This is a genomic window from Paenibacillus sp. D51F, from assembly GCF_053345695.1.
The window spans coordinates 399,493-423,301 of record NZ_JBKFAO010000003.1 but is presented as its reverse complement, the minus strand read 5'-3'; the positions used below and the strand labels follow the sequence as shown (position 1 = coordinate 423,301).

General features: G+C 54.8%; 22 protein-coding genes. 3 read left to right on the top strand and 19 right to left on the bottom strand.

Annotation, left to right across the window (positions count from 1 at the left end):
• Positions 1–12: 12 nt before the first annotated feature.
• The 3 genes from ACLBWT_RS08510 to ACLBWT_RS08500 are packed head-to-tail and all read right to left on the bottom strand — an operon-like array spanning position 13 to position 4,262.
• On the bottom strand, positions 13–1,953 hold the full coding sequence (locus ACLBWT_RS08510; RefSeq protein ID WP_447662626.1) for a TOMM precursor leader peptide-binding protein: 1,941 nt from the start codon (positions 1,951–1,953) through the stop codon (positions 13–15).
• Positions 1,950–3,896, bottom strand: a complete 1,947-nt coding sequence (locus ACLBWT_RS08505) for a putative thiazole-containing bacteriocin maturation protein (RefSeq protein ID WP_447662625.1) — start codon at positions 3,894–3,896, stop codon at positions 1,950–1,952. Before ACLBWT_RS08505 ends, ACLBWT_RS08510 begins: the two co-directional genes overlap by 4 nt.
• A 3-nt stretch (positions 3,897–3,899) precedes the next feature.
• Positions 3,900–4,262: a hypothetical protein gene (locus ACLBWT_RS08500; RefSeq protein ID WP_447662624.1), complete on the bottom strand. Its 363-nt coding sequence runs from the start codon at positions 4,260–4,262 to the stop codon at positions 3,900–3,902.
• A 311-nt stretch (positions 4,263–4,573) separates the two neighbouring features.
• Here ACLBWT_RS08500 and ACLBWT_RS08495 point away from each other — a divergent pair, with 311 nt between their 5' ends.
• A complete protein-coding gene (locus ACLBWT_RS08495) occupies positions 4,574–5,038 on the top strand; it encodes a heme-degrading domain-containing protein (protein WP_447662623.1) in 465 nt (154 codons plus the stop codon).
• A gap of 209 nt (positions 5,039–5,247) precedes the next feature.
• Here ACLBWT_RS08495 and ACLBWT_RS08490 read toward each other — a convergent pair whose 3' ends face one another.
• The 7 genes from ACLBWT_RS08490 to ACLBWT_RS08460 all read right to left on the bottom strand — a co-directional run bounded on the left by ACLBWT_RS08490 (position 5,248) and on the right by ACLBWT_RS08460 (position 13,908).
• Positions 5,248–6,408: a hypothetical protein gene (locus ACLBWT_RS08490; protein ID WP_447662622.1), complete on the bottom strand. Its 1,161-nt coding sequence runs from the start codon at positions 6,406–6,408 to the stop codon at positions 5,248–5,250.
• Between the two features lie 1,122 nt (positions 6,409–7,530).
• Positions 7,531–8,286, bottom strand: a complete 756-nt coding sequence (locus ACLBWT_RS08485) for an amino acid ABC transporter ATP-binding protein (protein WP_447662747.1) — start codon at positions 8,284–8,286, stop codon at positions 7,531–7,533.
• 24 nt (positions 8,287–8,310) lie between these two features.
• Positions 8,311–8,979, bottom strand: coding sequence for an amino acid ABC transporter permease (locus tag ACLBWT_RS08480; protein WP_447662621.1), 669 nt, complete (start codon positions 8,977–8,979; stop codon positions 8,311–8,313).
• Between the two features lie 22 nt (positions 8,980–9,001).
• On the bottom strand, positions 9,002–9,850 hold the full coding sequence (locus ACLBWT_RS08475) for a transporter substrate-binding domain-containing protein (RefSeq protein WP_447662620.1): 849 nt from the start codon (positions 9,848–9,850) through the stop codon (positions 9,002–9,004).
• Positions 9,851–10,793: 943 nt separating this feature from the next.
• A complete protein-coding gene (locus ACLBWT_RS08470) occupies positions 10,794–11,450 on the bottom strand; it encodes a bifunctional 4-hydroxy-2-oxoglutarate aldolase/2-dehydro-3-deoxy-phosphogluconate aldolase (RefSeq protein ID WP_447662619.1) in 657 nt (218 codons plus the stop codon).
• Positions 11,451–11,455: 5 nt separating this feature from the next.
• Positions 11,456–12,793, bottom strand: coding sequence for an A/G-specific adenine glycosylase (gene mutY, locus ACLBWT_RS08465; RefSeq protein WP_447662618.1), 1,338 nt, complete (start codon positions 12,791–12,793; stop codon positions 11,456–11,458).
• Positions 12,794–12,810: 17 nt separating this feature from the next.
• On the bottom strand, positions 12,811–13,908 hold the full coding sequence (locus ACLBWT_RS08460) for an AraC family transcriptional regulator (RefSeq protein ID WP_447662746.1): 1,098 nt from the start codon (positions 13,906–13,908) through the stop codon (positions 12,811–12,813).
• A 235-nt stretch (positions 13,909–14,143) separates the two neighbouring features.
• Here ACLBWT_RS08460 and ACLBWT_RS08455 point away from each other — a divergent pair, with 235 nt between their 5' ends.
• The gene (locus ACLBWT_RS08455) at positions 14,144–14,473 is read left to right on the top strand and encodes a c-type cytochrome (RefSeq protein ID WP_447662617.1); all 330 of its coding nucleotides are present in this window, start codon (positions 14,144–14,146) and stop codon (positions 14,471–14,473) included.
• Positions 14,474–14,554: 81 nt separating this feature from the next.
• Here ACLBWT_RS08455 and acpS read toward each other — a convergent pair whose 3' ends face one another.
• The 6 genes from acpS to ACLBWT_RS08425 form a co-directional block, all read right to left on the bottom strand.
• Positions 14,555–14,944: a holo-ACP synthase gene (acpS, locus tag ACLBWT_RS08450; protein ID WP_447662616.1), complete on the bottom strand. Its 390-nt coding sequence runs from the start codon at positions 14,942–14,944 to the stop codon at positions 14,555–14,557.
• A 16-nt stretch (positions 14,945–14,960) separates the two neighbouring features.
• Positions 14,961–15,770 (bottom strand): ammonia-dependent NAD(+) synthetase, encoded by an 810-nt coding sequence (gene nadE / locus ACLBWT_RS08445; RefSeq protein ID WP_447662615.1) that lies wholly within the window; start codon positions 15,768–15,770, stop codon positions 14,961–14,963.
• Between the two features lie 30 nt (positions 15,771–15,800).
• Positions 15,801–16,235 (bottom strand): BrxA/BrxB family bacilliredoxin, encoded by a 435-nt coding sequence (locus ACLBWT_RS08440; RefSeq protein ID WP_447662614.1) that lies wholly within the window; start codon positions 16,233–16,235, stop codon positions 15,801–15,803.
• A 174-nt stretch (positions 16,236–16,409) separates the two neighbouring features.
• Complete coding sequence (locus ACLBWT_RS08435) at positions 16,410–16,757, bottom strand: DUF3905 domain-containing protein (protein WP_447662613.1); 348 nt, start codon at positions 16,755–16,757, stop codon at positions 16,410–16,412.
• Between the two features lie 4 nt (positions 16,758–16,761).
• The gene (locus ACLBWT_RS08430) at positions 16,762–16,896 is read right to left on the bottom strand and encodes a hypothetical protein (protein ID WP_268802156.1); all 135 of its coding nucleotides are present in this window, start codon (positions 16,894–16,896) and stop codon (positions 16,762–16,764) included.
• 81 nt (positions 16,897–16,977) lie between these two features.
• On the bottom strand, positions 16,978–18,657 hold the full coding sequence (locus ACLBWT_RS08425; protein ID WP_447662612.1) for a two-component system sensor histidine kinase NtrB: 1,680 nt from the start codon (positions 18,655–18,657) through the stop codon (positions 16,978–16,980).
• A gap of 282 nt (positions 18,658–18,939) precedes the next feature.
• Between ACLBWT_RS08425 and ACLBWT_RS08420 the strand changes: the two genes are divergently transcribed.
• Positions 18,940–20,223: an NAD(P)/FAD-dependent oxidoreductase gene (locus ACLBWT_RS08420; protein WP_447662611.1), complete on the top strand. Its 1,284-nt coding sequence runs from the start codon at positions 18,940–18,942 to the stop codon at positions 20,221–20,223.
• A gap of 125 nt (positions 20,224–20,348) precedes the next feature.
• Here the strand turns inward: ACLBWT_RS08420 and ACLBWT_RS08415 are convergent, their stop codons facing one another.
• From ACLBWT_RS08415 to xylA, 3 genes are all read right to left on the bottom strand, one after another.
• Positions 20,349–20,750, bottom strand: a complete 402-nt coding sequence (locus tag ACLBWT_RS08415; RefSeq protein ID WP_447662610.1) for a hypothetical protein — start codon at positions 20,748–20,750, stop codon at positions 20,349–20,351.
• A gap of 199 nt (positions 20,751–20,949) precedes the next feature.
• The gene (gene xylB / locus ACLBWT_RS08410) at positions 20,950–22,446 is read right to left on the bottom strand and encodes a xylulokinase (RefSeq protein WP_447662609.1); all 1,497 of its coding nucleotides are present in this window, start codon (positions 22,444–22,446) and stop codon (positions 20,950–20,952) included.
• Positions 22,439–23,752, bottom strand: a complete 1,314-nt coding sequence (gene xylA / locus ACLBWT_RS08405; protein WP_076359798.1) for a xylose isomerase — start codon at positions 23,750–23,752, stop codon at positions 22,439–22,441. Before xylA ends, xylB begins: the two co-directional genes overlap by 8 nt.
• Between the last annotated feature and the right edge of the window lie 57 nt (positions 23,753–23,809).

Genomic DNA, 23,809 nt, shown 5'->3' with positions numbered 1-23,809 from the left:
AGAAGAAACTGCTTATGGAAACGGATGCGGATAACAATTAAGTTGTTCCTGCTTAAGCTGCTCCTTCACATAACCCAGCTCTGCTGGTATTCGCAGCACCCGCTCTAGGCCAGTCAAGCGGACAAGGTGCTGGCCGAACGTCATGGGAAGCATCCCGGGAATGAGCACCTTCACACAATGAAGTCCATTTCTCAGCGTTTCTGGAGTCGTTTGATTAACAACGATTACCTCCAGATTCAGCTCTCTGAAAATTTGAAGAATAAGGGTTAGTTCATCGGTCAAATCGGCATGCCGTGCTCTTGGTTTAAAAGCTTCTTCGAACGAGAGGACTGGACGATCATGATCGAGCAGGAAATTCAGACGTTCTTCCGCTTCCTTCAAGCTGTACAGCATGGAGTGATCTTCCATTTGCCGAACGAGAAAAGGATCCTGCAGCATTTGTTCGTACTGCTCGCGGTTCGCCTCAAGCTTTTCGTTAAACGCAAGCAGCATGCCCGCAATCTCATGAATTGCACCTTTTGCCGCCCTCACAGGATCAGGATGCGCGCCCGCTGCGCAAATCATATTTACGCCTTGATCTGATCTGTTTTTGGCAAGCACCCACACACTTGGAATGCCGTGCTCCATCGTCGAATCGAACAAATGCACATCGTATCCGAACACATCGCGCAGCCGCCCCACCATTAAATTCATTTCCAGATCGCCTGAGGAATAGGGATCCAACGGAACGAGCGGCAGCTGCGCATACCACGTCAATAGAAATGAATCCCGTTCTACAACCTCCAAGATGCCGTAAAATATTGCTTCCTCCAAGCTTCCTCCTAAAGCGCAGCCATTTGAGGTTTCATATACAAAGCCGTGACCGCAGCCGGAGCTGTAATAAGCGAGCAGTTCCGGCACGAGAATAGGCTTCTCCTGAAAGAACGAATATCCCCACACCCAGTCGATTTCTCGGTTAGGATCAAATGGTTGAAACGGAAAATCGGGCTTCTCATACTGCGCCTTATCATGGAGTCCTACTCGAGAGGGGTTCAACGCTGCCTCTGTTAAATGATTATAGCTGTCATGGACCGTTGTCTTCTTTCCTCGCGGCGATATGCCGCAATAACGTTCCAAACCTTCCAATATCGCTGTCATTTCACTGTCTGCAAAAGAATGTGTACGCCCTGCGCAGCCTTCATCCCCTGAGAACATCGGCAAAATGATGCTGGCGTCAGCAAATGGAGAGATAAGGTCGATCATTTTTGCCTTCAAAAAACCGCTGCGATTGTCCAGATAATCATAGGAAAGTACGGCCTTCAACTCCCCCATCGAACGGGTGCGGTAGCTGTTCTCACTGATTTTCGGGCTGGATTGCAGCTTTATTCGCGAAGCTATGGCAGAGTCATCCGGTATTTCCCCGCATACGGTACACAGCGGATCCGGCAAATAAAAATGAGCCGAGCTATGGAGCGTTTGCAAATGCACGAGCTTGATATGATTTTCAATTTGAGCCGTATTTCGGATAAGAAAGTTGTGGACTTCTGCAGCAATAAGTTGAGCCATATGCCATAGTCCGCTGCGAGAAGACCAAATATCAGGGAATACTTCTCCTTGCCTAAAGAAATGCTGCAGCTCCCACATATCCTTCCGATCATTTCCAGCCATTAAAAGCCGAAAATCAGCGCATTGCGAGCAGCCTGCCTTCCCAGGAACGACAAGCGGACCAATGATCCCTTCACCGAATGCTACAAAACCGCGCAGCCACGGAGTGCCAGATTGCTTGAATATTTCCTCTGCCTTAAGATGAGAGGATGAATCGTATCCATCGCTAAGCACGAGCGCAAGATCAGCCGTTTCTGGCGGCTCGGAAGCGATCTCGTTCACCCTTACAAGCTGACACCTTGCTGATAATATATCGTTTACATAGTCCGCAAGCTGGCCTACGCCAACAACCGCCACAATAGCGCTCATGCTTCAACCTCCTCTCGAAGCGAGATGCCGTATACTCCCGCCAGCTTCTCTTTGAAAAAAGGTTCCGAAGTCAAATCAAATACGAGCAGACGCTTGCGGATGCGATTCAATTGCCGCACAGCAGTCTGCAAAACCTCTCGATGCTCGAATGGATCGCAAGCGGGTATCGAAATAGAGTCCATTTCAGATCCTTTTACTTGAATTGAAGATGCATGATGCGATTTACCCGCAAATTGATCTGCTTTGTTTTGAGCATCAAGCAGGGCAATCATTAACACGCTCCGCAGTGCCCGAGTCATATTGAGATCAGCGGCACCGTACCAGCGGTCATTGGATTGCAGCCACACAACAGGAAAACCTAATACGTCCTCACCCAGTCCGAACGTTGGTGCTCCTTGCATCGCAGTCAAGGCATTTATATAGTAACGGCATCGTTCATCCTCAACATGACTCAGCTTCACCAGCGTAATAGACGGTGTGCGAGCTTCGTATACCTTCATTAAATACTTTTGCAAAGCGCGGCAAACGCCTTCCTCGATCGTCTCGCCAGCTCCTACGCTTGCGATCTCATCGAATCTTGAACGGTCCGATATTCCGCTTTCCTCATCAACTTGGCTGGTTTGCACATCCGCCATACGCGACACATAAGCTTCGATTCCACTAAGACCCGCTTCCCTTCGAGCCTCTTCATGCTTATATCCATTACATATCATTTCAGGAAGAAGAAGCGCAGGGCCAACGGACAGCGGGTCGACAGGCTGTACACGGCATTGCGAAAGCGGCAGCTGTCGCAGCTCCCCTTCCTCCCAAATATGAAAGATGCCCGTTTCCGTTGAAGTTAGCTGGCTGAAGAAAGGCAGCCATTCACTTAAAGCTCGTTTCTCTGAGTCCGCTCCTGCCTGCAGCTCGACATCTTTGATCTTCTCGATGATTCGTCGACCATGAACGAATGGATGGGGAAGAAACAAATGCCAATTCCCTTCCAGCGTCTCTAAATTAAGCAGAAACAATTTATTATTTTTCTCCAGTTTTGTTACTTCTGCTGCTGTTTTCAACCATTCGAAGACGATTACGTTAGCAAGCAGTGATTCCGCAACGGACGAGGCAGTGTGAACCTCTGCATCCTTATAAATGGCTGAATGATGGACTCTGCGCCATGCTGATTCCCAGTCGCCCTCCGAATTAGAATCAGAATACGACAATGGAACCGCTAGACCAGCCTGCCCAAAAATAACAGCCGGCAGCAGCACCTTGTTTTTTTGTCTGCAAGCTTCATTAAGCAATCTCAGCTCATGTTCTCCTTCTTGATCCGAGACGAAAAATACCGCAGCATAAGGCTGTACAATCGAAGACCAATCCACTGCCTCATCCTTCGGCCAGCTGATCTCATCCACCTTGACCTCTGAATCAAACTCGCGATAATGCTGCTCCAGCTCCAAAATCCGTTTTCGATTCGCCGTTTCCGAGTTCAGGCTCAGCAAGTGGAATTTCGGCAATCCAGACTCGAATAATGATTTGACAAGTGAAACCAAAAAAGTGCCAGCTCCAACAACAAGCACGCTGGACTGACGATACAATTGAAATCGATATGCGCCTGACCCGTCAAAGCTGTCCAAAAATTCAATTTGAGAACCATAGTTCTTAACAATACGCTCTTCCAGCTGATGAGGGCGATCCTGACTTACATCTTGGACATAACCGTTCGCATACAATACTTTTGCAATCTCATACACATGATCACGGTATTGATCCGGCAATCCATCCGTTAAATCATGCATCGTATGCTCACCATTAAATACAGGTATCAATTTTTCAATCCATTGATGAATCGTGCTGCCTTCCATTCGAAATGAACCGATATTGTTGCGGAAATAGACACTTCCGTCCGATCTGGGGAGAAAAAAAGTATCTCCTCTCGCTTTAAGGCGCGTCGAAGGATCCAAATTTCATTCCTCCTTAGGATGAAATCCACCTTTTCGAAACATGAGTTCCTCTATACAGGTATGTAAGGCTATTTGTCCGTTATGCCAGCACATGCATAGAAAAGACACCCTTGCATCCCAAAAGCGTTTGCAAAGGTGTCTTGAACCTTTATTTAATGCAATAGCTGCCTTATTAACGGCAACGTGCGCAGCCGCCACAGCGTGCGCAGCCGCCGCAGCGGACACAACCGCCGCATCCGCCGCATCCGCCGCATCCGCCGCATCCACCGCATCCGCCAAATCCGCCGCAAACGCCGACACAAAAGCCGATGCAAATGCCGACACACAGACGAGCATTATTAGGATCCACTTGACCTTGACCTGCATTCGGAGTTATGCCGCTCACTTTGAACGCATCCATATTCAAATTTTGAAGATCGTTCTTAAATTCATTCATCTTAGTAGCCTCCATTATCTGTTCATGTGAAGATCATCGGCACTTACAAAAAAGGAAATGAAAATGAAAACAGCAACTGGTCCTATGCCGATAATCGTTCATGAAATATACGTATGAAAAAAGCTCCGCAGGTGTTACTAATCCATTCACCTACTTGCTCTGTTCACCTCGATAAAACCATCACAAGCCTGTATAATAACAACCAAGAAATACTAATTCACGAGAAACGGAAGTGCTCCCTTTGGACCCATACGACGCTTTATTGCAACCATTGCTGCAAGAAGAGACGGACCTTCAGTTCTCTCTTTTCACGAACGAAACCGCATACAAGGTTGGAACTAGCATTATAGAAAAAGCGTTGCTAGAGAACAAATCGATCGTCGTCGATATTCGAAAAAACGGCGAGTTGTTATTTTACAGCAGAATGGAGGGCACATCTTCTCATAACGATGAATGGGTGTCATGGAAAAATAACGTTGTCCATCACTTCGGCCATAGTTCCTACTATATGCACATCCTGATGAAATCGACCGGTTCAACGGTGGAAGCCTCCGGTCTTGATCCGGATAATTACAAGGCTGAAGGCGGCGCCTTCCCGTTGCGCTTGGAAAATGAAGGAATCGTAGGCACCATAACGGTATCGGGACTGCCTGGCGAGGAAGATCATTCCATGGTTGTTTCTGTGTTGAAAGAATTGCTCATGTGAACTTGTGAATGATAGGAAAGAAAACAATCCTTAGCAAGATAGAAAAAGAGAGGGGCCCAGATTGGGCCCCTCTCTTATGATGCTGCTCTCCCAGAAACCTCAACAAAGGATTGCGAGAAATCATAAGCCGCAAAAGCAGAAGCCTGGAACAAAAAATCCCGATTGCGGCTGTCCATAAGGGTCTGAATTTCATCCTCAAATTCTCCCCCTTACAAATTATTAATGTTTACAACGTAGGACATTTGATCAGTCGTCCCCTTTTTCAGGGCAACAACCAAAAGATTCTCTGAATCGATCCATGAGAAGGTATCGATAACATATCCTGCGTCAGGGGAAACAACCTTGGATGCGGCATTCTCAGGATCGCTGACAACAATAAGGTTCGTATTAAAAGAGGTGGGATCGGGATAATTCAGCATGGCAAATTTCGAGGATGTATGGTCAGCCAGGATCATATCGATCCTTCCTACTCCTTCAACCAACGACAACTCTTTCTTAGAGTCAAGATTGACTACTTTGACGCTCTTGAGCTCAGGATTGACTAGGTACGGATAGGCAATCACGCTCTCCAGGCTCACGTTGTTTTGGACAACGCATTGCTTCCGATTTTCGAGATCAACGCCGATGATCGTGTTCTGTGAACGGATAAAGGCTTGATTTTCTTTTCCCCATCCCAAGAATTCAAAGCCGCCGGAGTAGGCTGGAAACTCTTCCCGGGTCTTAAGGTTCTTCACCCATAGCTGTCCATCGCCCTGACCGTTTTGAACGGCTTCACGGTTGGAGAAGTAAACCATGAAATCCCCTTTCTGGCTGACACGAGCGCGATCGCCCCAAACGAGAGGGAGATCCTCTATTTTCTTCTTTTTCAAAGTTTCCCTGTCATATCCGCCAACGGTATCCGACAGTATCTTCGAAATAGTGCCGGAAGCCAGGTCTAGTCCATACAGGGAGCCATCGTAGCCCAGTATATATCCGCTTTCATTTGCGATGGGAGTGAGCACATACCCTTCTCCGCTGTCAGGCAGCACGACTTCTTTTTTCCCGTTTTGTACGGAAGAAAACTTCAATTGAATCTTTTTACCGTCTAGATCAAAAGCAATGGTCTTCTCCGTTTTATTTTTATCCACCTCGATTCCGGCATCCGTAAGTCTTGCAGCATGGGGCTCATGTTGTTTGGCAGCCTTGCCGGACACGGGATCGATATAATCAACGATGGCTTTTTGGGCAGCCTGGTCGTTTTCAGAGAAAATCACGCCATCGAAGAATTTGAGAGATCCTTGAACTTTATCCGGGGAAGCCCCATATGCAGCTCCGGCTCCTGCAGCGAGTACCAACACGATGCCTGAGAAAAGAAATGCCTTCTTTTTCACATTGCTTCGCTCCTCCACTAACGGATTACAATCTTCAAAGGGATGGCCGCGCGTAACCACCTAATTTGTCGATCTATAAGTTAACAACGGACTGCTCGGTCTAGTTGCAGGATAAAATTAATTTTTACCACATTTCCCCTTTTGTCCTGCGTCGATCGCTCACCGCATTTTTTTCACTGGTGGTAAGAGAAAATAAAGCTGTTTAATCGTGTCGTTGATTTGACCCGATTTTTTACTGGCTCATCAAGCTCCATTTTAATTTAAAGTTCTTTAATGGATTATTCATCCCCACACAATGGTTATGCATAAATGAAAATAGAGTTCTTTAATCGCTGCATAAATCTTTTGCTTCCCGGAACAATTAAACACACGAAAAAACGAGGTAATCTCTAAAAGAGATACCTCGTTCGTTTTACATGATATTAATATTTATCGCTGCCGAGCTGCTAGTTGGCACAATAAACTTTATTCAGAACCTAAGGAAATAGATTGTCTCCCATTAATCTTGTACCTTATTTTACTCTCTAGTCTATTAAACGACTCTTCAACTATGTTTTAGATGGTGTGTGATCTATCATCCATCCAGTCAGTCACCGCCCCAGTATGTGAGTCAATAACATGTAATAGAAATTAGACTGGATGTGTTGATCTAGCGCCGATCGTCGTTGTTGGAGACCGTCAGCTTCAAATAGATAAGTGTTAGACTTGGCTTGTATACAGACACAGCGGCAGCCCTGGAATGAAAATAATGTCCTAGACTGCCGCTGTTTGATTGAACTAATGCTCCCCGTTAGTTTAAAAATGGATACGGAGCTTGTTCTACTGACATTTTCGAAGGCATTTGAAAAGGAGAAAGACGTGACCAGACTGATCGTTCACAGCGATCAGGGAACCCAGTAAACGTCATACAAGTACCACGCATGCTGCCAAAGGGTTGGCGCACAAATCAGCATTTCTCGCAATGGAATGCAGAAAGACGGCACCGTCTACGGTGCCGTCTTTCTGCATCTTGGCATGTTCCAGGCGTCCGCCTCCAGCTCAAGGCTCCTCGCCCATAGCGATGCCGACTCGAATTCATCCAGTACGGCAGAACGTTCCATCATGAAGCAAAACTCCTTAGCCTCACAGAGCTTCATAACCAGAAACCCTCTGCAAAAATTGAATGGCACGCGGGCTGCGGGGATTGCCGATGACCTCGGCGGGCGGCCCCTGCTCCACGACGACGCCTCCGTCCATCAGCAGGACGTGGTCCGCCACATGCTCGGCGAATTTCATCTCGTGGGTGACGATGACGAGCGTCATCCCTTCCTTGGCCAGCTGCCGGATGACCTTGAGCACTTCCCCGACCAGCTCGGGGTCAAGCGCTGAGGTCGGCTCGTCGAACAGCATGACCTGGGGATCGACAGCCATGGCCCGGGCGATGGCCACCCGCTGCTGCTGCCCGCCGGACAGCTGATGCGGGTAGGCATCCGCTTTGTCTCCCAGCCCGACCTTATCCAGCAGATCTTCGGCTCGGCGGCGGGCTTCGGCCTTCCCTCTCTTGTAGACGGTCACCTGGGCTTCCATGATGTTCTGGGCCGCCGTCTTGTGGGGAAACAGATTGAATGACTGGAACACCATGGCGGTCCGCTTGCGCAGGGCGACAGCATCGGCTTCCTTGACCATCCGGCCTTCTCCGAAGGAGAGGCTGGCTCCAGAGACCGCCATCTCGCCTCCATCCGGCTTCTCCAGCAGGTTGAGGCAGCGCAGCAGCGTCGACTTGCCCGATCCGGACGGGCCGATGATGGCCATGGTCTTGCCCTTGTCCAAGGTGAGATCGATCCCCTTGAGCACTTCCAAGGAACCGAACGACTTGCGCAGATTTCGTACTTCGATCATAGCGTTGTTCATGGCAACCTCCTCCTAACTCGCCGAATATCGCGACAGCCGCCGTTCCAGCCAACCTTGCAGCCACGAGAGGACCGTACAGAATAGCAGATAGATGACTCCCACCAGGCAATACACCAGCAGCGGCTCATAGGTTCTGGCAACGATCTGCTGGGAGAGCTTGAACATTTCCAAATACGTAATGCTACCCGCCAAGGACGTATCCTTCAGCAGGCTGATGAAGGAATTGCTCAGAGGAGGTACGGAGACGCGGGCGGCCTGCGGGATGATGATGCGCCGCAGCGACTGTCCCCTCGTCATGCCGAGCGAGGCAGCCGCCTCCCATTGGCCCTTGGAGATGGACTGGATGGCTGCCCGCACGATCTCCGAGCTGTACGCTCCTACGCTCAGCGTGAAGCCGATCGTGGCAGCGGTGAACGGATTCAAATTAATGCCCGCATAAGGCAGGCCGTAAAAGATGATGAAGAGCTGAACCAGCAAAGGCGTGCCCCTGATGACCCAGACGTAGAATCGGGCCAGCAGCCTCAGTGGAGCGACGGAGGAGAGCCGCGCCAAAGCGGTGAGGACCGCGACGATCATGCCAAGAATGAATGAGACCAGTGTCAGAGGAATGGTAAAAGCCACCCCTGCTTTCAGCAGGGGCAGCAAGGAGTCAAGCAGGATGTCGATTTGTCTTTCGCTCATGTGATCAACTTCCCTTGAACGATTATTTGGATACGTCTTCTCCGAAGTACTTCTCGGAAATCTTCAGGTAGGTGCCATCGCTCTTCATGCCGGAGATCGCGTCGCTCACGGCTTTGACGAATCCTTCATTGCCTTTGCGGATCAGAGCGGCGCTCTTGGAGGCTTCCGCTTCCTCGGCGACGACCTTGATGGGAAGATCCGGCTTCTGCTTCTTCAGGTCGAGGAAGGAGAGCGAGTCGTTGACCGTGGCGTCGATGCGCTTGGAGGCGAGCAGGTCGATCGCCTGGTTGAAGCTTTCCACGGATTCGATGGTCGCTCCATTTTCTTCGGCGATGGCCGCCAGGTTGCTTGATAGCGACTGTCCGGCCTTCTTGCCCTTCAGATCGGCGAACGACTTGATGTCACTGTTGTCCTCGCGCACGATCAGCACGGCCTTGGAAGCGATGTAGTCCTCGGAGAAATCGTACTTCGCCTTGCGCTCGTCGTTGATGCCGACCTCATTGAAGATGATGTCGAAGCGCTTGGCGTCCAGACCCGCGATCAGGGAATCCCAAGGCGTTTCGTAGAACTCCGGCTTCAGCTCCAGACGCTTGGCCACTTCCTCGGCGATCTCGACGTCGAATCCGGTCAGCTTGCCCGAAGCGTCGTGGAAGGTGAACGGCGCGTAAGTGCCTTCCGTGCCGATGCGGAGCTTGCCGCTGGCCTTGATGGCTTCCCAGGAGTCGGCTGCCGGCTCCGTCGCTCCGGATTCGTTCGACGCCGGGCTGGCGGACGGCGAGCCTGCTTGGCCGCCCTCGTTTTTCGCGCCGCAAGCGGCGAGCATAAGGACGGCAACTATAAGAAGCAAGGATGCGAGTGGTTTTCTTTTCATGATCATACTTCCCTCCAAATATACTTTTGGCTCAACTCCATGCAGTCTACAGCTCTCCCGCAACAATGTCAAATATATTCCGATCAATTTAATCGGATATTTTGATTATATCCTTTTCCGGATTAATTTACAGCTTTCCCTTATCGTTGCGATTCATGCTGCAGGTCCAAGTACAACTTATAATGTGCGATAGTGGCTCACCTAAACCGTCGACCGACAAGGCGCATGCAGATCAACATCGGACCTCAGAGGTTTAGGTGAAAGGCTAAAAGTATGGCTATCGAGAACTAAATATTGTTGGGTAAAAAATATCCCTCTAATAGCACCAATATCAACAATTGGTACAACCATGAGGGAGATTTCTACTACTCACCTTATTCTTGCAGTTCCCTCGCGGCTTGTCCGTTTTTCATTGACGCTTGTTGTTATCTACGGTTAAATCATGTTTATACGTCCACTAAACAACTTTATTTTCAATTAAAGAACTCTATTTTCAGTTAAAGAACTTTATTTTCTCTCGCCAGCTGGACTTCGACATACGCCGAGATTCTCTGTTTGTAATAGAATTGTAATATTTCCTTCAGCTAGGGTTCAGTAAGCGGTTTTATACTACTATCAGACCCCCCTTATTCATATATTCTCTCTGGGCCCGCGAGCAATCGCGGGCCTCTTTTTAGTTTGTCGCAGCTTATTTTCTGTCGCTGGCTCCCGGCAACGGCAGCCTTCTTATCCACTTGCGCAGGTTCAGCCAAGGAGGTATAGCTATGGAATCCATCAAGCCGTTTCCAAAGAAGATGGATTGGACCACAGCCGGATCCGGCTGCAGAAGGTGAGGGCGCTATAACCGCCCCCCGGCCTGTCGGCTGCGGCATAGGCCTCCAACATCAAAAAAGGTAACGGAGCAGAGCCACTCCGTTACCTTTTACAATCTTTTTTGCATTTCCTATTTTGCATTTACTTTTTTAGATTTACTTTCTTGCACCGCTTCCGCGAACTGCCGCGCCCGCTCTTCCATGAGATCGAACCGGCCCTCGCGAGCCCATTGCAGATTGACGATCTTGCTGCCCAAGCCTACGGCATCCGCTCCCGCCCGTAAATAATCCCCGATGTTGTCCAGATCGACGCCGCCGGTCGCCATCATGGGAATATGATTCAGCGGAGCTTTCAGCTCCTGCAGGTAATGGTGGCCGAGGGAGGCCATCGGGAATATTTTGACCGCCTCCGCCCCTGCCTTCCAGGCTCGGACGATCTCGGTAGGCGTCATGACTCCCGGCCATACGGATATGCCTTCGGCAGCGCCGAAAGCGACCACTTCCTCGTCGAGGCTCGGAGAGATGAGGAACTGTGCGCCGGCGGAAGCCGCTTCCCTCGCCTGCTTGAGATCCAGCACCGTTCCGGCCCCTATGTAGGCATGGCCGTCGTAAAGCTCTCTCCAGCGGGAAAGGATCGCCAGAGCTCCATGCGTATTAAGCGTGACCTCCATCAGGGAGATGCCGCCGCGGATCAGCGCTCCTGCCGCAGCATCCGCTTCCTTTGCTCCGATACCCCGGAATATCGCGACGATTTTTTCCTCCAGAAGCACATCAAGCAGCTTGCCCATCGGATTTATGCTCCTTCCCCGTCCTCGGCTTTGTCCCAGTAGTCGTACAGGATCTTGGCAAATAAGTTCGGAAAGGCATAATGGCGCATGTCGCCAGGTCCGATCCAGCGGTATTCCGGCGGTAGCGCAGGTGGATCTCCGGCAGCTGCCGCATTAACGCCTTCCGTCGCGCTCTGCGCCGCTGCTGCAGACTCCTCGGAAGCCGCATAGGCTTCTCCCGCCTCGGCGGCGGCGCTTGCTCCGCGAGGCCATGCTCCTCTGCTGGTTCCGCCAGCGCTTTCGGACGAGTCCAGCTCGGCCAGGTACACGCGCATCGTCCAATGAAGATGGCTGAACGTATGCTCCTCCGCTCCCCACCAGCGGCGGGGAACGGCCGTCAATCCGCTGTCCTCGCGCAGCAAGCGCCGCAGGTCGCCGGCATCGGCCGCCTGGCGCTCCACCGGAGGCTCGGCGAGCAAGTCCGGCTTGCGGCCTCGCTTGGCGGGACCGGCTCCGGGCTCGTCCAGCAGCACATGCGGCAGCTCCCAGAGGCTTGCAAGCAGACCGGTATCCGGGCGCTGGCGGATGAGGACGCGGCCGGCATGCTCGCCGGTGCCTTCAATGACGGCGGCGAGCCGTACTTGAGGCTTGGGAGGTTTGGCCTTCGTCTTGACCGGCAGCTCCAGCTCGCGCCCGGCGATGCGGCCCGCGCAGTGGACCATGACGGGACAGGTCAGGCAGCCCGGCGTCCGCGGGGTGCATACGAGCGCGCCCAGCTCCATCAAGCCCTGATTGAAATCCCCCGCTGCTCCATCGGGGATGAGCGAGGCGGCCAGCTTTTCCATTCCCACACGGGTAGAAGGCTTGGCGATATCCTCGTCGCGGTTGAAGTAGCGGGACAGAACGCGCATGACATTGCCGTCGACCGCAGGCTCCGGACGGTTGAAGGCGATGCTCATGATCGCCCCGGACGTATACGGCCCTACACCCTTAAGCGAAGACACTGCTGTCTTGTCATCGGGAATCGAGCCTCCGTGAACGGCCATGACTTCCTTGGCCCCGGCTTGCAGATTGCGGGCTCGGGAATAGTAGCCGAGGCCCTCCCAGTGCTTGAGCACATCCGCTTCCGGTGCCTCCGCCAAATCCGCAAGCGTCGGAAACCGGCTCATGAACCTCTCGTAATATGGAATTACCGTATCCACTCTCGTCTGTTGCAGCATGATTTCCGATACCCAGATCCGGTATGGATCCCGATTGCTCCGCCATGGCAGCACCCTTCGATTCTGACGGTACCAGATCAGCAGTTCCCTGCTGAAATAAGCCGATGAGCTTCCGTCCTGTAGGGCAGCTTTGTATTCTGTCATTCGTATTTCGTCTCTCCTTATTTGAAGCTGTTTCCGCTTTTCCGGTCGAAAATGGAATAGATCGATGCCGTCCTTCCGCACCCGACGGCTTCATCCAGCCAGCCGAACTCTTCGTTGAGGGAGTGGAAGCAACCCTGACGATTGCTTGCAACCGGCTTTTCCATCTTGATGGAAGAACCCGTCTGGTGGGCCTCATCCGGCTTTTCCATCTTGATGGAAGAACCCGTCTGGTGGGCCTCATCCGGCTTTTCCATCTTGATGAAAGAACCCGTCTGGTGGGCCTCATCCGGCTTTTCCATCTTGATGAAAGAACCCGTCTGGTGGGCCTCATCCGGCTTTTCCATCTTGAACAATCGCGTTTCCTCCATCAGCTGCCTGTAGCGGCGCGGGGAAGTCCCTATCAGCTGCTTGAACATCCGCGAGAAATAAGGGCTCGTCAAGCCGACCTCGCTGGCGATGTCCCGCACCGGCAGCGTGCTCTCGTCAAGCAGCTTGCGGGCATGCTCCATCTTGCGCTGGTTGACGTATTGAATCGGCGTGCAGCCGGTGAAGCTGCGGAATAAGGAAATGAAGTAGTTCGGATGCAGATACATCTGACTGGCGAGGTCGTCGACCGACAGATTGTCAGCCGGATGCCGCTCGATATAATCGAGAATCTCCGAGAATCGGCTCAACTCGGATGCGGCAGCGGCGCTTGAATGCCCTTCCAGCCCTCTTTGCAGAAAGGCAGCGACGAGTTCCATAATGATGGCTCTTGCCATAAGCTCGTCTGTCATGCTTCCGGACAAGGAAATCAGGCGCCGGAAATGACCTTGGAGCTGATCCGGCTCATCCACAGCTGCAGACAAGGGAAGCTGCAGGGACTTGAAAAACTCTGAGCTGCCGGCATCCAGCACGAATCGAACCCAGTAGCAGCGAAAAGCTTCGCCTTTATCGACAATATAGTTCTGCTTGGTTCCCGGAGGAATGCAGTACATGCGCCCGGGTCCGGCTTGAAGGGTCCGATCGGCAGCATTCAGGCTCGCAGAGCCTGTAATCGGCAGCGCGAGACAATGATGTCCCAGACTGGAATTTTCTATGACGCTCCCAGGCTTCCATTCGCTTCTTGCAGCCATAACATGGATGACTTGCATTTGCCGAAGCCGGGTTTGAAGGATTAGATTCATTGGTTTATCCATTGCCAATACTCCCGGAACTCGTGTTGGGCCGACAGACCCATGAAGCTGTTCCATTGCTAATTATACGGAAATCTTCCTTAGAGTGGTATCATTCTAAGAAAGGAAACGTCTGACAGCGATGGCTGGCCGTCCTCCGAGAGGCTATAATGGAACCGATAAGGAGGAATGCGCTATGCGCTTATTCGGCCTGGCGGCCTTTGCCGCCGCATTGCTGCTGTTGTCCGGATGCGGGTCCTCCGGCAGCGAAAGCACGGGATCCGCCCTGCAGGGACCCAAAGAAACCGTCACGCTGTACAAATCGCATTGCCTTTCCTGCCATGGAACGGACCTCAAGGGCAGGATGGGTCCCGACACGGATATCCATGATGCGGGGAGCCGCCTGACGCAGGAGAGGATTGCTGCGCAGATCGGCAGCGGCGGGAGTCTGATGCCTCCCTTCAAGGACAAGCTCACCCCGGAGCAGATCGATAGCCTGACCCAATGGCTGAAAGAAAAAAAATGACTCCAGACGACAAAACGCCTGCCGTCCCGATCGGGGAGGCAGGCGTTTGCTTTCTGGAGCTAAAGCTTGGAAAAGAAAAAGCTAGACGCTCTCCATGACCGCAAAAGCGGAGGCAAGCCCTCGCTCATGGGTGATGCTCACATGCAGCAGCGGCTGCCCAGCGAGGCCGAGCGACTGCAATGTGTGCAGCGACAGCTCGCAGACCGGCCGGCCCGTGGCGGAACGCAGCACGTGGATGTCGCGGAAGCCGCAGATGCTGCCGATGCCGCAGCCAAGCGCCTTGGAGACGGCTTCCTTGGCGGCGAAGCGGCCGGCGACGAACTCGGCGCGTCTGCGGCCCGCCAAGCCCGCCGCTTGCTCCCTTTCGGCCGGAGCGAGAATCCGCTCCTCGAAGCGTCTTCCGGACGATCCGCCCAAAAGAGCCTCGATCCGGTCGACATCGCATAGGTCGTGGCCGATTCCGATGATCATGAAGGCTAGGTTGTCCCTAGATTCCCGGAATCGTCGTGCGCTTATGCTCGGTCTTCAAATACTGCTTCTCCAGCAGCTCGCGGACTTCGGGAGCCACTTCCCGTCCTTCGAGGTAAGCGCTGTTGTCGTCGTATTTGATGCCGAGCTCGCCTTCGTCCGTCTGGCCTTCCCACAGTCCAGCTGTAGGAGCCTTCTCCTGGACGCTGGCCGGAACGCCGAGCACGGCCGCCACCTGGCGGACCTGATGCTTGTTCAGCGTGCTGAGCGGCGTGATGTCGACCGCTCCGTCGCCCCACTTGGTATAGAAGCCGGTAATCGCTTCGGAAGCATGGTCAGTGCCCACGACGAGCAGGTTCAGCTCTCCCGCCAGCGCGTACTGGGCCACCATGCGCGTGCGCGCCTTGATGTTGCCTTTGACGCCGCGGTTCACGTGACGGGACATGCCGATGGATTTGAGCCCGTGCTCAACCTCAAGCGCAATCTCGTCGACAGCTTCCTGGATGTTGGTCTCCATGCGGTGGGTGAGCTGGAAGGCATCGGCGACCTCATAGCTGTGCGAAATGTCCGCTTGCTCGCCGTAAGGCTGGAACACGCCGAGAGTGATGTACTCCCGGCCGGATTCCTGCGACAGCTCGTCGGTCGCTTTTTTGCATAATCCCGCTGCGACGGCGCTGTCGATGCCGCCGCTGATGGCGATCAGCAGTCCCGAAGCGCCCGCTTTTTTCACGTAATCCTTCAGAAAATCAACCCTGCGGCGGATTTCCTGTTCCGGATCGATGCTTGGCTTGACGCCCAGCTTGGCAATGATTTCCTGCTGAAGACTCACGGGGATTCCTCCTGGCTTAAGGGAAATGGATTAGCGGCAGAAGCGGTCGAACGCGCTGGACAGATCCGCGGAAATTTCAGCGGCGGAGCGGTTCTCGATCTGATGCCGTTCGATGAAATGCACGAGCTCTCCATCCTTGAACAGAGCGATGGAAGGGGAAGACGGCGGGTACGGCGCGAAGTATTCGCGAGCCTTGGCTGTCGCTTCCTTGTCCTGGCCGGCGAACACCGTGTACAAGTGATCCGGAGTGATGTCGTGGTTCAGCGCGTCGGCAACGCCTGGACGGCATTGTCCGGCTGCGCAGCCGCAGACGGAGTTGATGACGACAAGCGTGGTGCCCTTGGCATCCGGAAGCTTTTCCTCCACTTCCTCGGGCGTGCGCAGCTCCTGGATTCCCAGACGGGTCAGCTCGTCGCGCATTGGCTGGACCATATCGAACATGTATCTTTCAAAAGACATAGACATCTTTGTTTACCACCTCTCGGAGAATAATAACCTTCTCCACTATTATAGCGCATCCTGCACCGATTGGGAAAACCCGCTGCATGGCTTGCGTCTGACGATGCCAATAGGAAAAGGCCGCTTCGGCTGCCTCCATGCTTGCAGCTCCGAAGCGGCCGGCAATTCCGGACGTTGACGTTATTCTTCCTTGCCTGCATCCTCGTCGATGCCGCTCAGGGCGTTGTGCTCCGGGTGGCCGAAGCTGCCCGGACGCGGCTCGATGCCCTGCTCGAAATAATCCCGGTTCTCCTCCGTCAGGAAGCCGATGTCCTTGAACGGATGCACCCATTCGTCTCCCGCCATCAGAGACGGGTCCGTCTCCTCCGACCACTGCTCGAGAGGAGACGCCGCCGACACATAATCGTGATCCCCGATCACGACTCCGTGCTCGTTGACGAACGGCTCGCGGGGCCCGCGGCCTGTCTTGAATTCGGGACGGAACTCCAGCTCGTAAGGATCGAGCTCCGGCTGGTCCTTGCCCGGCATGGCCTTAAATTGAAGGACGGTTCGGTCCGTCCAGCTTTTTGTCGTAGCCGGCCGCTTCCGGGGACTTGCTGGAGCGGTTCTTGGCTGCAGCGCTCTCCTGCTGCAGCTTTTCCTTGGATTCGTTCTCGTTCTTGCTCATGGCAATTCAGCTCCCGTCTCATGATGGGCAGCCCGCCTTAGGCAGGCCGCTTCAGCTTATGATGCATCAAACGATGCCGCGTTATGCCGTAGCGCCGCCGCCTTGGACCGAATCGGGAACTTCGAACGTAATGATGAATGAAGTGCCTTGCCCCGGTACGGATTGGACTTCGATCCTGCCGTTGTGGCGCTCCGCGATGCTGAGGCACAGCGGCAGGCCGAGTCCGGTGCCGCGGGCTTTGGTCGTATAGAACGGCTCGAACAGCCGCTCTCTCTTGTCCTCCGGAATGCCTTCCCCAGTATCCTCGACCCGCAGCTCGATGTTTCTGCCGCTCTGCCGGGTGCTCAGCGTCAGGATCCCTTTCTCGCCCATCGCTTCCATGCCGTTGCGGGCCAGATTCAGGATCAGCTGCTTGATCTCCTTGTCATTGAGCTCCAGAAGCGGAATCGCCTCGGCAAAATTCAGCTCGATGGACTGGCCCCTCAGATTGGCGTCCGCCCATAATAGAGGAAGAAGCTCATTGATGACATGGTGCAGGGAACCGACCTCCTTGGCGATGACACGGTTCTGGGCAAGCGAGAGGAAGTCGTTGATGATGGAGTTGGCCCGGTCAAGCTCCTCGATAATGATCCGGAAATATTCCTGCTGGCTGTCGGGGCTGCGCTCGCGCATCAGCTGGACGAATCCGCGTATGACAGCCATCGGATTGCGGATTTCATGCGTGATGCTTGCGGCCATCTGTCCGACGAGGCTGAGCCGCTCCATTTTGCTGAGCTCGTTGCGCAGCTGGTTGAGCTCGGAGATGTCCTGGATCATCATCGCTGCGCCCGGAGCGTCTCCTGCCTGCAGGTCCAGGATTGGGAAGGCTGTCAGCAGATAGACGCGATCGCTCTCCTGATGAATCTGGGAAGGCACCGGAGTCCCGTCCAGAGCCGAATCGAAGAGGATGCGGCAGCTGTCGCGATCTCGGAAAAAGGATTCATAGCTGATTCCCGCAAACTCCAGCTTGTCCCTTCCCTTCAATGCTTGCCCGCTGAAACGTATTGCCGCATCATTGATATGCGAAAGCCTGCCGTCACGATCTACGATGACGGTTCCCATAGACATCTGGTCGACGAATTGCTGGAGCTTATGGACTTCGTTCATGTAGTTGGAGGACATTCGCCTTAGCTGGATCTGCAGCTGATGATGCTCCACGACCTTGCTGATCGTGTACAGCGTCAGCGCCGTCACGATTCCGTATATGCAGCCGATTCCGGCGAGAGCCGCGAGCCCGCTGTTCAGCCCGTCCGGTTCATATGTCCGTAAATACGATATGTATGTGCCGGCATAATAAATAAACGCCAGCGCCATCAAGGTAAAGGTGATGCGTAATTTATTCTTCATCCGCGCTCGCTGGAACGGGCGGACCGTCAGGAGAATAATCGGGATGAACAAGCTGATGAACAGGATGAAGCTGGTCGTTTCGTACGGGCTGTCCAGCCTGGAGATTTGCAAGCTGCCATAAATCACGCCCAGTACCGCGACGGCCGGATAGCCGCCATACAGGGATCCCAGAAACAGAGGGAGCAAGCGCAAATCGAGGTCAAATCCGTATTGGGTGCGGATGGACAGGGCAAAACATCCAACAAGGGACAAGCCGTACGCTGCGCAAAAGAAAGCGGCAGACTTCCGTTCGTGATTGATCCGGTACATCCACAGCTGGTAGACAAATATCGGCAGCAAGGAAACGAATGCTTGCAAAATTAGTTTGTCCCACATCAGAGCACGAGTTTCCCCCTTCCGCACCTTCGATAACTCCGATTAAAGCACAGGTGGCGATATTTGACAATCAACGATTGTAAGATTCTGGCTCATGCCGTCGATTTGATTCATCCGCTTCATTTATTTGGGACGGAAAGGAGCTTTTTTCGGATGAACTCCCGTTATGTCCATAGCCGTTTTCCAACTGTTCCGGGAATCTGTTAGAATCAGTGGTAATCTGCGAACAGATTGAATACGCCTGTCCGCATGCGGCAGAGAAGAAGGAGCTTTCATCAAGCCATGTCTAGCCAGGAATTTTATGAAGTCATCGTCATCGGAGGCGGTCCTTCCGGACTGATGGCCGCGGCAGCGGCCGGGCACGCAGGAGCCGCCACGCTGCTCCTCGACAAGGGAAGCAAGCTGGGACGCAAGCTCGGCATATCGGGCGGGGGCCGATGCAACGTGACGAACAACAAGGAGCCGGAAGAGCTGATCCGCTATATTCCAGGAAACGGGAAATTCCTCCACAGCGCTCTCTCCAGCTTCGGCAGCCGGGAAATCGCAGCCATGTTCGAGGGACTCGGCATCCGTCTGAAGGAAGAGGACAGAGGCCGGATGTTCCCTGTATCGGACAAAGCCAAATCGGTCGTTGACGCATTGGTCCGCCACGTAGGCGAGGGAGGGGTCGCTGTCCGCACGAACGAGAAGGTCGCGGGAGTGCTGTTCAAGGACGGCAAGGTCAAGGGCGTCCGGCTGACCGATGGACGGACGATCTCCTCGCGGGCCGTCATTGTCGCCGCAGGAGGCAAGTCCGTTCCTCATACGGGATCGACAGGGGATGCGTATCCTTGGGCAGAGGAGGCGGGGCATACCGTCACGGAGCTCTACCCGACCGAGGTCCCTCTCACCTCGTCTGAGCCGTTCATCCGCAGCCGGGAGCTGCAAGGCCTCTCGCTCCGCGGAATCGTCATGACGGTGTGGAGCGCCAAAGGCAAGCGGCTGACCGAACAGGAGGGCGACATGATCTTCACTCATTTCGGATTGTCGGGCCCTGCCGCTCTTCGCTGCAGCCAGTATGTCGTCAAGGAAAGGAAGAAAACATCGGGACAGCCGGTCAAAGTAACCCTGGATCTGTATCCGGACCGGTCCGCCGATGCCCTCTATGCCGAGCTGCTCGGACTGGCAGCCAGCGAGCCGAAGAAGGCGGTCAAAAACGTGCTGCCCGCCGTCATGCAGGATCGAATGGCGGAATACGCCCTTCTCTGTGCGGACATCAATCCCATGACGACTTACGACAACCTGAACAGGGCGGCATGGATGGACTTCGCGAGGCTGCTCAAGCAGCTGCCCGTCATGGTGAACGGCACGCTCTCGATCGAGGAAGCTTTCGTTACCGGCGGCGGCGTCCATGTGAAGGAAATCAGTCCGGCCACAATGGAGTCCAAGCTGCAGCAAGGCCTTTACTTTTGCGGAGAAGTGCTCGACATTCACGGCTTCACCGGAGGGTACAATATTACCGCCGCCTTCACGACCGGGTACCATGCCGGCCGCAGCGCGGCGGAAGCGGTGCTGCGGCAACGATGATTGTCTTGAATCGCCAAAAAGGCCGTTCCGGTCTCCAGCCTATTGCACGGGCAGAGATCGGTGACGGCCTTTTTGGCTGTGCATGACGGGATGTCCTGCTCTAATTCAGTTGATTCAACATCGGTTCAGATGTGGACGTCCCCCGAAAAATAGTTGAGCGTGGCGTCCTGTTCAGGAAAAGCCTCCTCGCCTTCCATAGCTTCGTCCCGGTTGCGGAGGCCGGAATCGGCGCTGTCGCCGGGCAAGGAGGAATTCAGGGAGAAGCCCTCCTCCCAAGCGACCAGATCTTCATTGACCATATGCGCCGGAATCGTAATCGTGTCTTCCGGAACGTCCAGCTCGCCTCCATGGGCGAAGGCGATTTCAAGGGCGGACGTCAGGTCGTTGCCGTGGAGAGACAAGCGGATTTCCGCGTTACCCGCAGCGACGGCATCGTATCCAAGCTCGCGAAGCGTCGATACGGCGACGGAAGCAGAGGCTGAATCCGTGAAGCGGAAGAGCAGGGAATGGTCATGGCGTTCGGTCATCGGGATCGGGTCTCCTTTTGGGATGTTTCTGGGCAGCATTACGGTAACCAATTGGCGATAAAAATATGAATGCCGGCCGGGATATCTCTCCAAATGGCCGTCCAAATCGGGCCGTTCAGCTGCTATCCTCTCCCGATCCGCTGCAAAAAGCCGCCTCCCCGGAAGATGTGATCTTCCAAGGCGGCGGCTATAGGTGCGTTCAGCTTCTGAATGGCATGAGCGCCTCGCTCAATGATCGGGTCGCTCCATACACCTGCTGGTATACCGGGAACAACTGCTCATATACTTCGGCTGCAGCTGCACTCGGCTCGTATGTTCGGCCTCGGCGTACGAAAGCTGCGGCGCAATCGCGCAGATCGCCGTACCAGCCGCAGCCGGCGGCGGCCAGCATCGCAGCCCCCATGCCCGGCCCTTGCTCGTTGGCAAGCGCCGTTACCGGCACCTGGAAGATGTCCGCCTGGATCTGCAGCCACAGCGGATTGCGGGCGCCTCCGCCGATCGAGATGACGGCGCTCATCTGTTTCCCCGCCTCCCGGTACATATGAAGCGTCTCGTTCAAGGAGAATGTGATTCCCTCCATGACGGCCCGCGCCATATGGGAGCGGCCATGCGAGCCGTCCAGCCCGATGAAGCTGGCCCGGATGGCCGCATCCGCATGTGGGGTCCGCTCGCCGGCAAGATAAGGCGCGAACAGCAGTCCGCCGGCGCCTGCCGGCACCTGATCCGCGCCCTCAAGCAGCTCCTCGTAAGGCAAGCCGCCCATCAGCCGGCGGAACCAGCTCATGGAATAACCCGCGGCAAGCGTCACGCCCATAGAGTAATAAGCGTCCTTCTCGCCATGGTTGAAGAAGTGGACCTTGCCGCCGTAATCGCGTCCGCGATCCGATTCGTAGGACAGCATGACGCCGGAAGTGCCGATGCTGCACAAGGCCTCCCCTTCCTGCAGAATGCCTGCGCCGATGGCGCCGCAGGCATTGTCCGCGCCGCCGGCGAATACGGCCAGCGGCCCTCGAAGCCTTGCCTCTTCGGCCAGCTCCGGCAGCAGAGCTCCCGTCTGCTCGGCAGACTCCGCAAGCGGCGGGCATAGCGATGCGTCCAGCCCGAATGCTTCCAGGATCTCCGCGCTCCATGCGCGCTCCGGCACGTTCAGCAGCAGCGTTCCGGCGGCGTCGGAGTAATCCATGCGGATCGTTCCGCACAGCCGGTAGCGGACGTAATCCTTCGGCAGCAGGAACAGCGCCGCCTGCCCGAAGATTTCCGGCTCCTGCTCGCGCACCCACAGAATCTTGGGCAGCGTGAAGCCTTCCAGGGCCGGATTGCGGGTAATGTCCAGCAGCTTGCCGCCGAGCCTGGCCTCGATCTCCCGGCACTGCGCCGTCGTGCGCGTATCGTTCCACAGAATGGCCGGCCGCAGCGGGCGATTGTCCTTGTCCAGCAGCACAAGGCCGTGCATCTGTCCGGAGAAGCTGATGCCACCCACAACTCCTGTCTTCAAAGCATCGGAAGCTCCGAGCTCGCCCAGCACAGCCAGCGTTCCCTCTACCCATTGCTCCGGATCCTGCTCGCTCCAGCCGGCCTTCGGGCTATGCAGCGGATATTCGCGAGAAGCTTCTGCCGCTACATTCCCTTTCCGGTCGACCAGCAGCGCCTTGACGCTGCTGGTGCCCAGATCGATGCCGATGACGTACTCAGACACGGAAGATCACTTCGTTCAGCTTCGCCTTGATCGCTTCCAGACGTCCGGAGGCGTTGACGATCGGGTTGTTCTGGAGCGCGTACTGCTCCAGGGAAGCCAGCGTCGCACGTCCCGATACGATCTCTGCCCCGATGCCTTCTCCGAAGCTGGCGTATCGGTCCTCCACGACTTTGTCGAGAACCTTGTCCTCGATCAGCTTGGCGGCTGCCTTCAGCCCCCATGCGAAGCTGTCCATGCCGGCGATATGGCCGAGGAACAGATCGTCCAGCTCGAAGGAGCCGCGGCGCACCTTGGCGTCGAAGTTGACGCCTCCGCGTCCGAGGCCGCCTGCCTTCAGCACCTCGTACATCGTCAGTGTCGTGCTGTACAGGTCGGTCGGGAATTCGTCCGTATCCCAGCCGAGCAGCAAGTCGCCCTGGTTGGCGTCCAGCGAGCCGAGCGCGCCGTTGATCGCCGCGACGCGGACCTCATGCTCGAACGTATGGCCGGCCAGAGTCGCATGGTTCGCCTCCAGGTTCAGCTTGAAGCGGTCCTTCAAGCCGTACTTCTGCAGGAACGAGAGCGTCGTCGCGGCATCGAAGTCGTATTGATGCTTGGAAGGCTCCTTCGGCTTCGGCTCGATCAGGAACTGGGCGTCGAAGCCGATCTCGTCGGCATAGGCGATCGCCATCTGGTACAGGCGTGCGAGGTTGTCGAGCTCAAGCTCCACATCGGTATTGAGGAGCGTCTCGTACCCTTCACGGCCGCCCCAGAACACGTAGTTCTGGGCTCCGAGCTCTTTGCCGATCTCCAGGCTTTTCTTCAGCTGGGCTCCTGCATAGGCATATACCTGCGCGTTCGGAGCCGTACCGGCGCCGTGCGTGAAGCGCGGGTTGGTGAACATGTTCGCGGTGTTCCAGAGAAGCTTGCGGCCGCTCGATTTCATGCCGTCCTTCAGCAGGGCGACGATGACGTCGAGGTTTTTGTTCGTTTCCTGGAGCGTGTCGCCTTCCGGAGCGATATCCCGGTCGTGGAAGCAGAAGAACGGCAGATCCAGCTTATCCATGAATTCGAAGTTCGCTTCCGCGCGCGCCTTGGCGCGGTCCAGGCCGGCGAATTTGTCCCACGGACGAACCGCTGTGCCGGAGCCGAACGGATCGGAGCCGTCGGCTACGTACGTATGCCAGTAAGCGACGGCGAAGCGCAGATGCTCGGCCATCGTTTTGCCCAGCACGACCTCATTTGCGTTGTAATGCCGGAAAGCGAGCGGATTGTCCGTGTCCCTGCCTTCGTAGCGAATGCTGCCGATTCCATCAAAATATCCCATGAATGATTGCCTCCCGAGTACGGAAATGTAAACGCTCTACGGAATCTAATTTACCAT

Coding starts and splice junctions, on each gene's coding strand:
- ACLBWT_RS08510 (WP_447662626.1), bottom strand. CDS start 1,953: ATGAGCGCTATTGTGGCGGTTGTTGGCGTAGGCCAGCTTGCGGACTAT.
- ACLBWT_RS08500 (WP_447662624.1), bottom strand. CDS start 4,262: ATGCAGGTCAAGGTCAAGTGGATCCTAATAATGCTCGTCTGTGTGTCG.
- ACLBWT_RS08485 (WP_447662747.1), bottom strand. CDS start 8,286: ATGATCGAAGTACGAAATCTGCGCAAGTCGTTCGGTTCCTTGGAAGTG.
- ACLBWT_RS08480 (WP_447662621.1), bottom strand. CDS start 8,979: ATGAGCGAAAGACAAATCGACATCCTGCTTGACTCCTTGCTGCCCCTG.
- ACLBWT_RS08475 (WP_447662620.1), bottom strand. CDS start 9,850: ATGAAAAGAAAACCACTCGCATCCTTGCTTCTTATAGTTGCCGTCCTT.
- ACLBWT_RS08470 (WP_447662619.1), bottom strand. CDS start 11,450: ATGGGCAAGCTGCTTGATGTGCTTCTGGAGGAAAAAATCGTCGCGATA.
- mutY (WP_447662618.1), bottom strand. CDS start 12,793: ATGACAGAATACAAAGCTGCCCTACAGGACGGAAGCTCATCGGCTTAT.
- ACLBWT_RS08460 (WP_447662746.1), bottom strand. CDS start 13,908: ATGGCTGCAAGAAGCGAATGGAAGCCTGGGAGCGTCATAGAAAATTCC.
- ACLBWT_RS08455 (WP_447662617.1), top strand. CDS start 14,144: ATGCGCTTATTCGGCCTGGCGGCCTTTGCCGCCGCATTGCTGCTGTTG.
- acpS (WP_447662616.1), bottom strand. CDS start 14,944: ATGATCATCGGAATCGGCCACGACCTATGCGATGTCGACCGGATCGAG.
- ACLBWT_RS08440 (WP_447662614.1), bottom strand. CDS start 16,235: ATGTCTATGTCTTTTGAAAGATACATGTTCGATATGGTCCAGCCAATG.
- ACLBWT_RS08435 (WP_447662613.1), bottom strand. CDS start 16,757: ATGCCGGGCAAGGACCAGCCGGAGCTCGATCCTTACGAGCTGGAGTTC.
- ACLBWT_RS08430 (WP_268802156.1), bottom strand. CDS start 16,896: ATGAGCAAGAACGAGAACGAATCCAAGGAAAAGCTGCAGCAGGAGAGC.
- ACLBWT_RS08425 (WP_447662612.1), bottom strand. CDS start 18,657: ATGTGGGACAAACTAATTTTGCAAGCATTCGTTTCCTTGCTGCCGATA.
- ACLBWT_RS08420 (WP_447662611.1), top strand. CDS start 18,940: ATGTCTAGCCAGGAATTTTATGAAGTCATCGTCATCGGAGGCGGTCCT.
- ACLBWT_RS08415 (WP_447662610.1), bottom strand. CDS start 20,750: ATGACCGAACGCCATGACCATTCCCTGCTCTTCCGCTTCACGGATTCA.
- xylA (WP_076359798.1), bottom strand. CDS start 23,752: ATGGGATATTTTGATGGAATCGGCAGCATTCGCTACGAAGGCAGGGAC.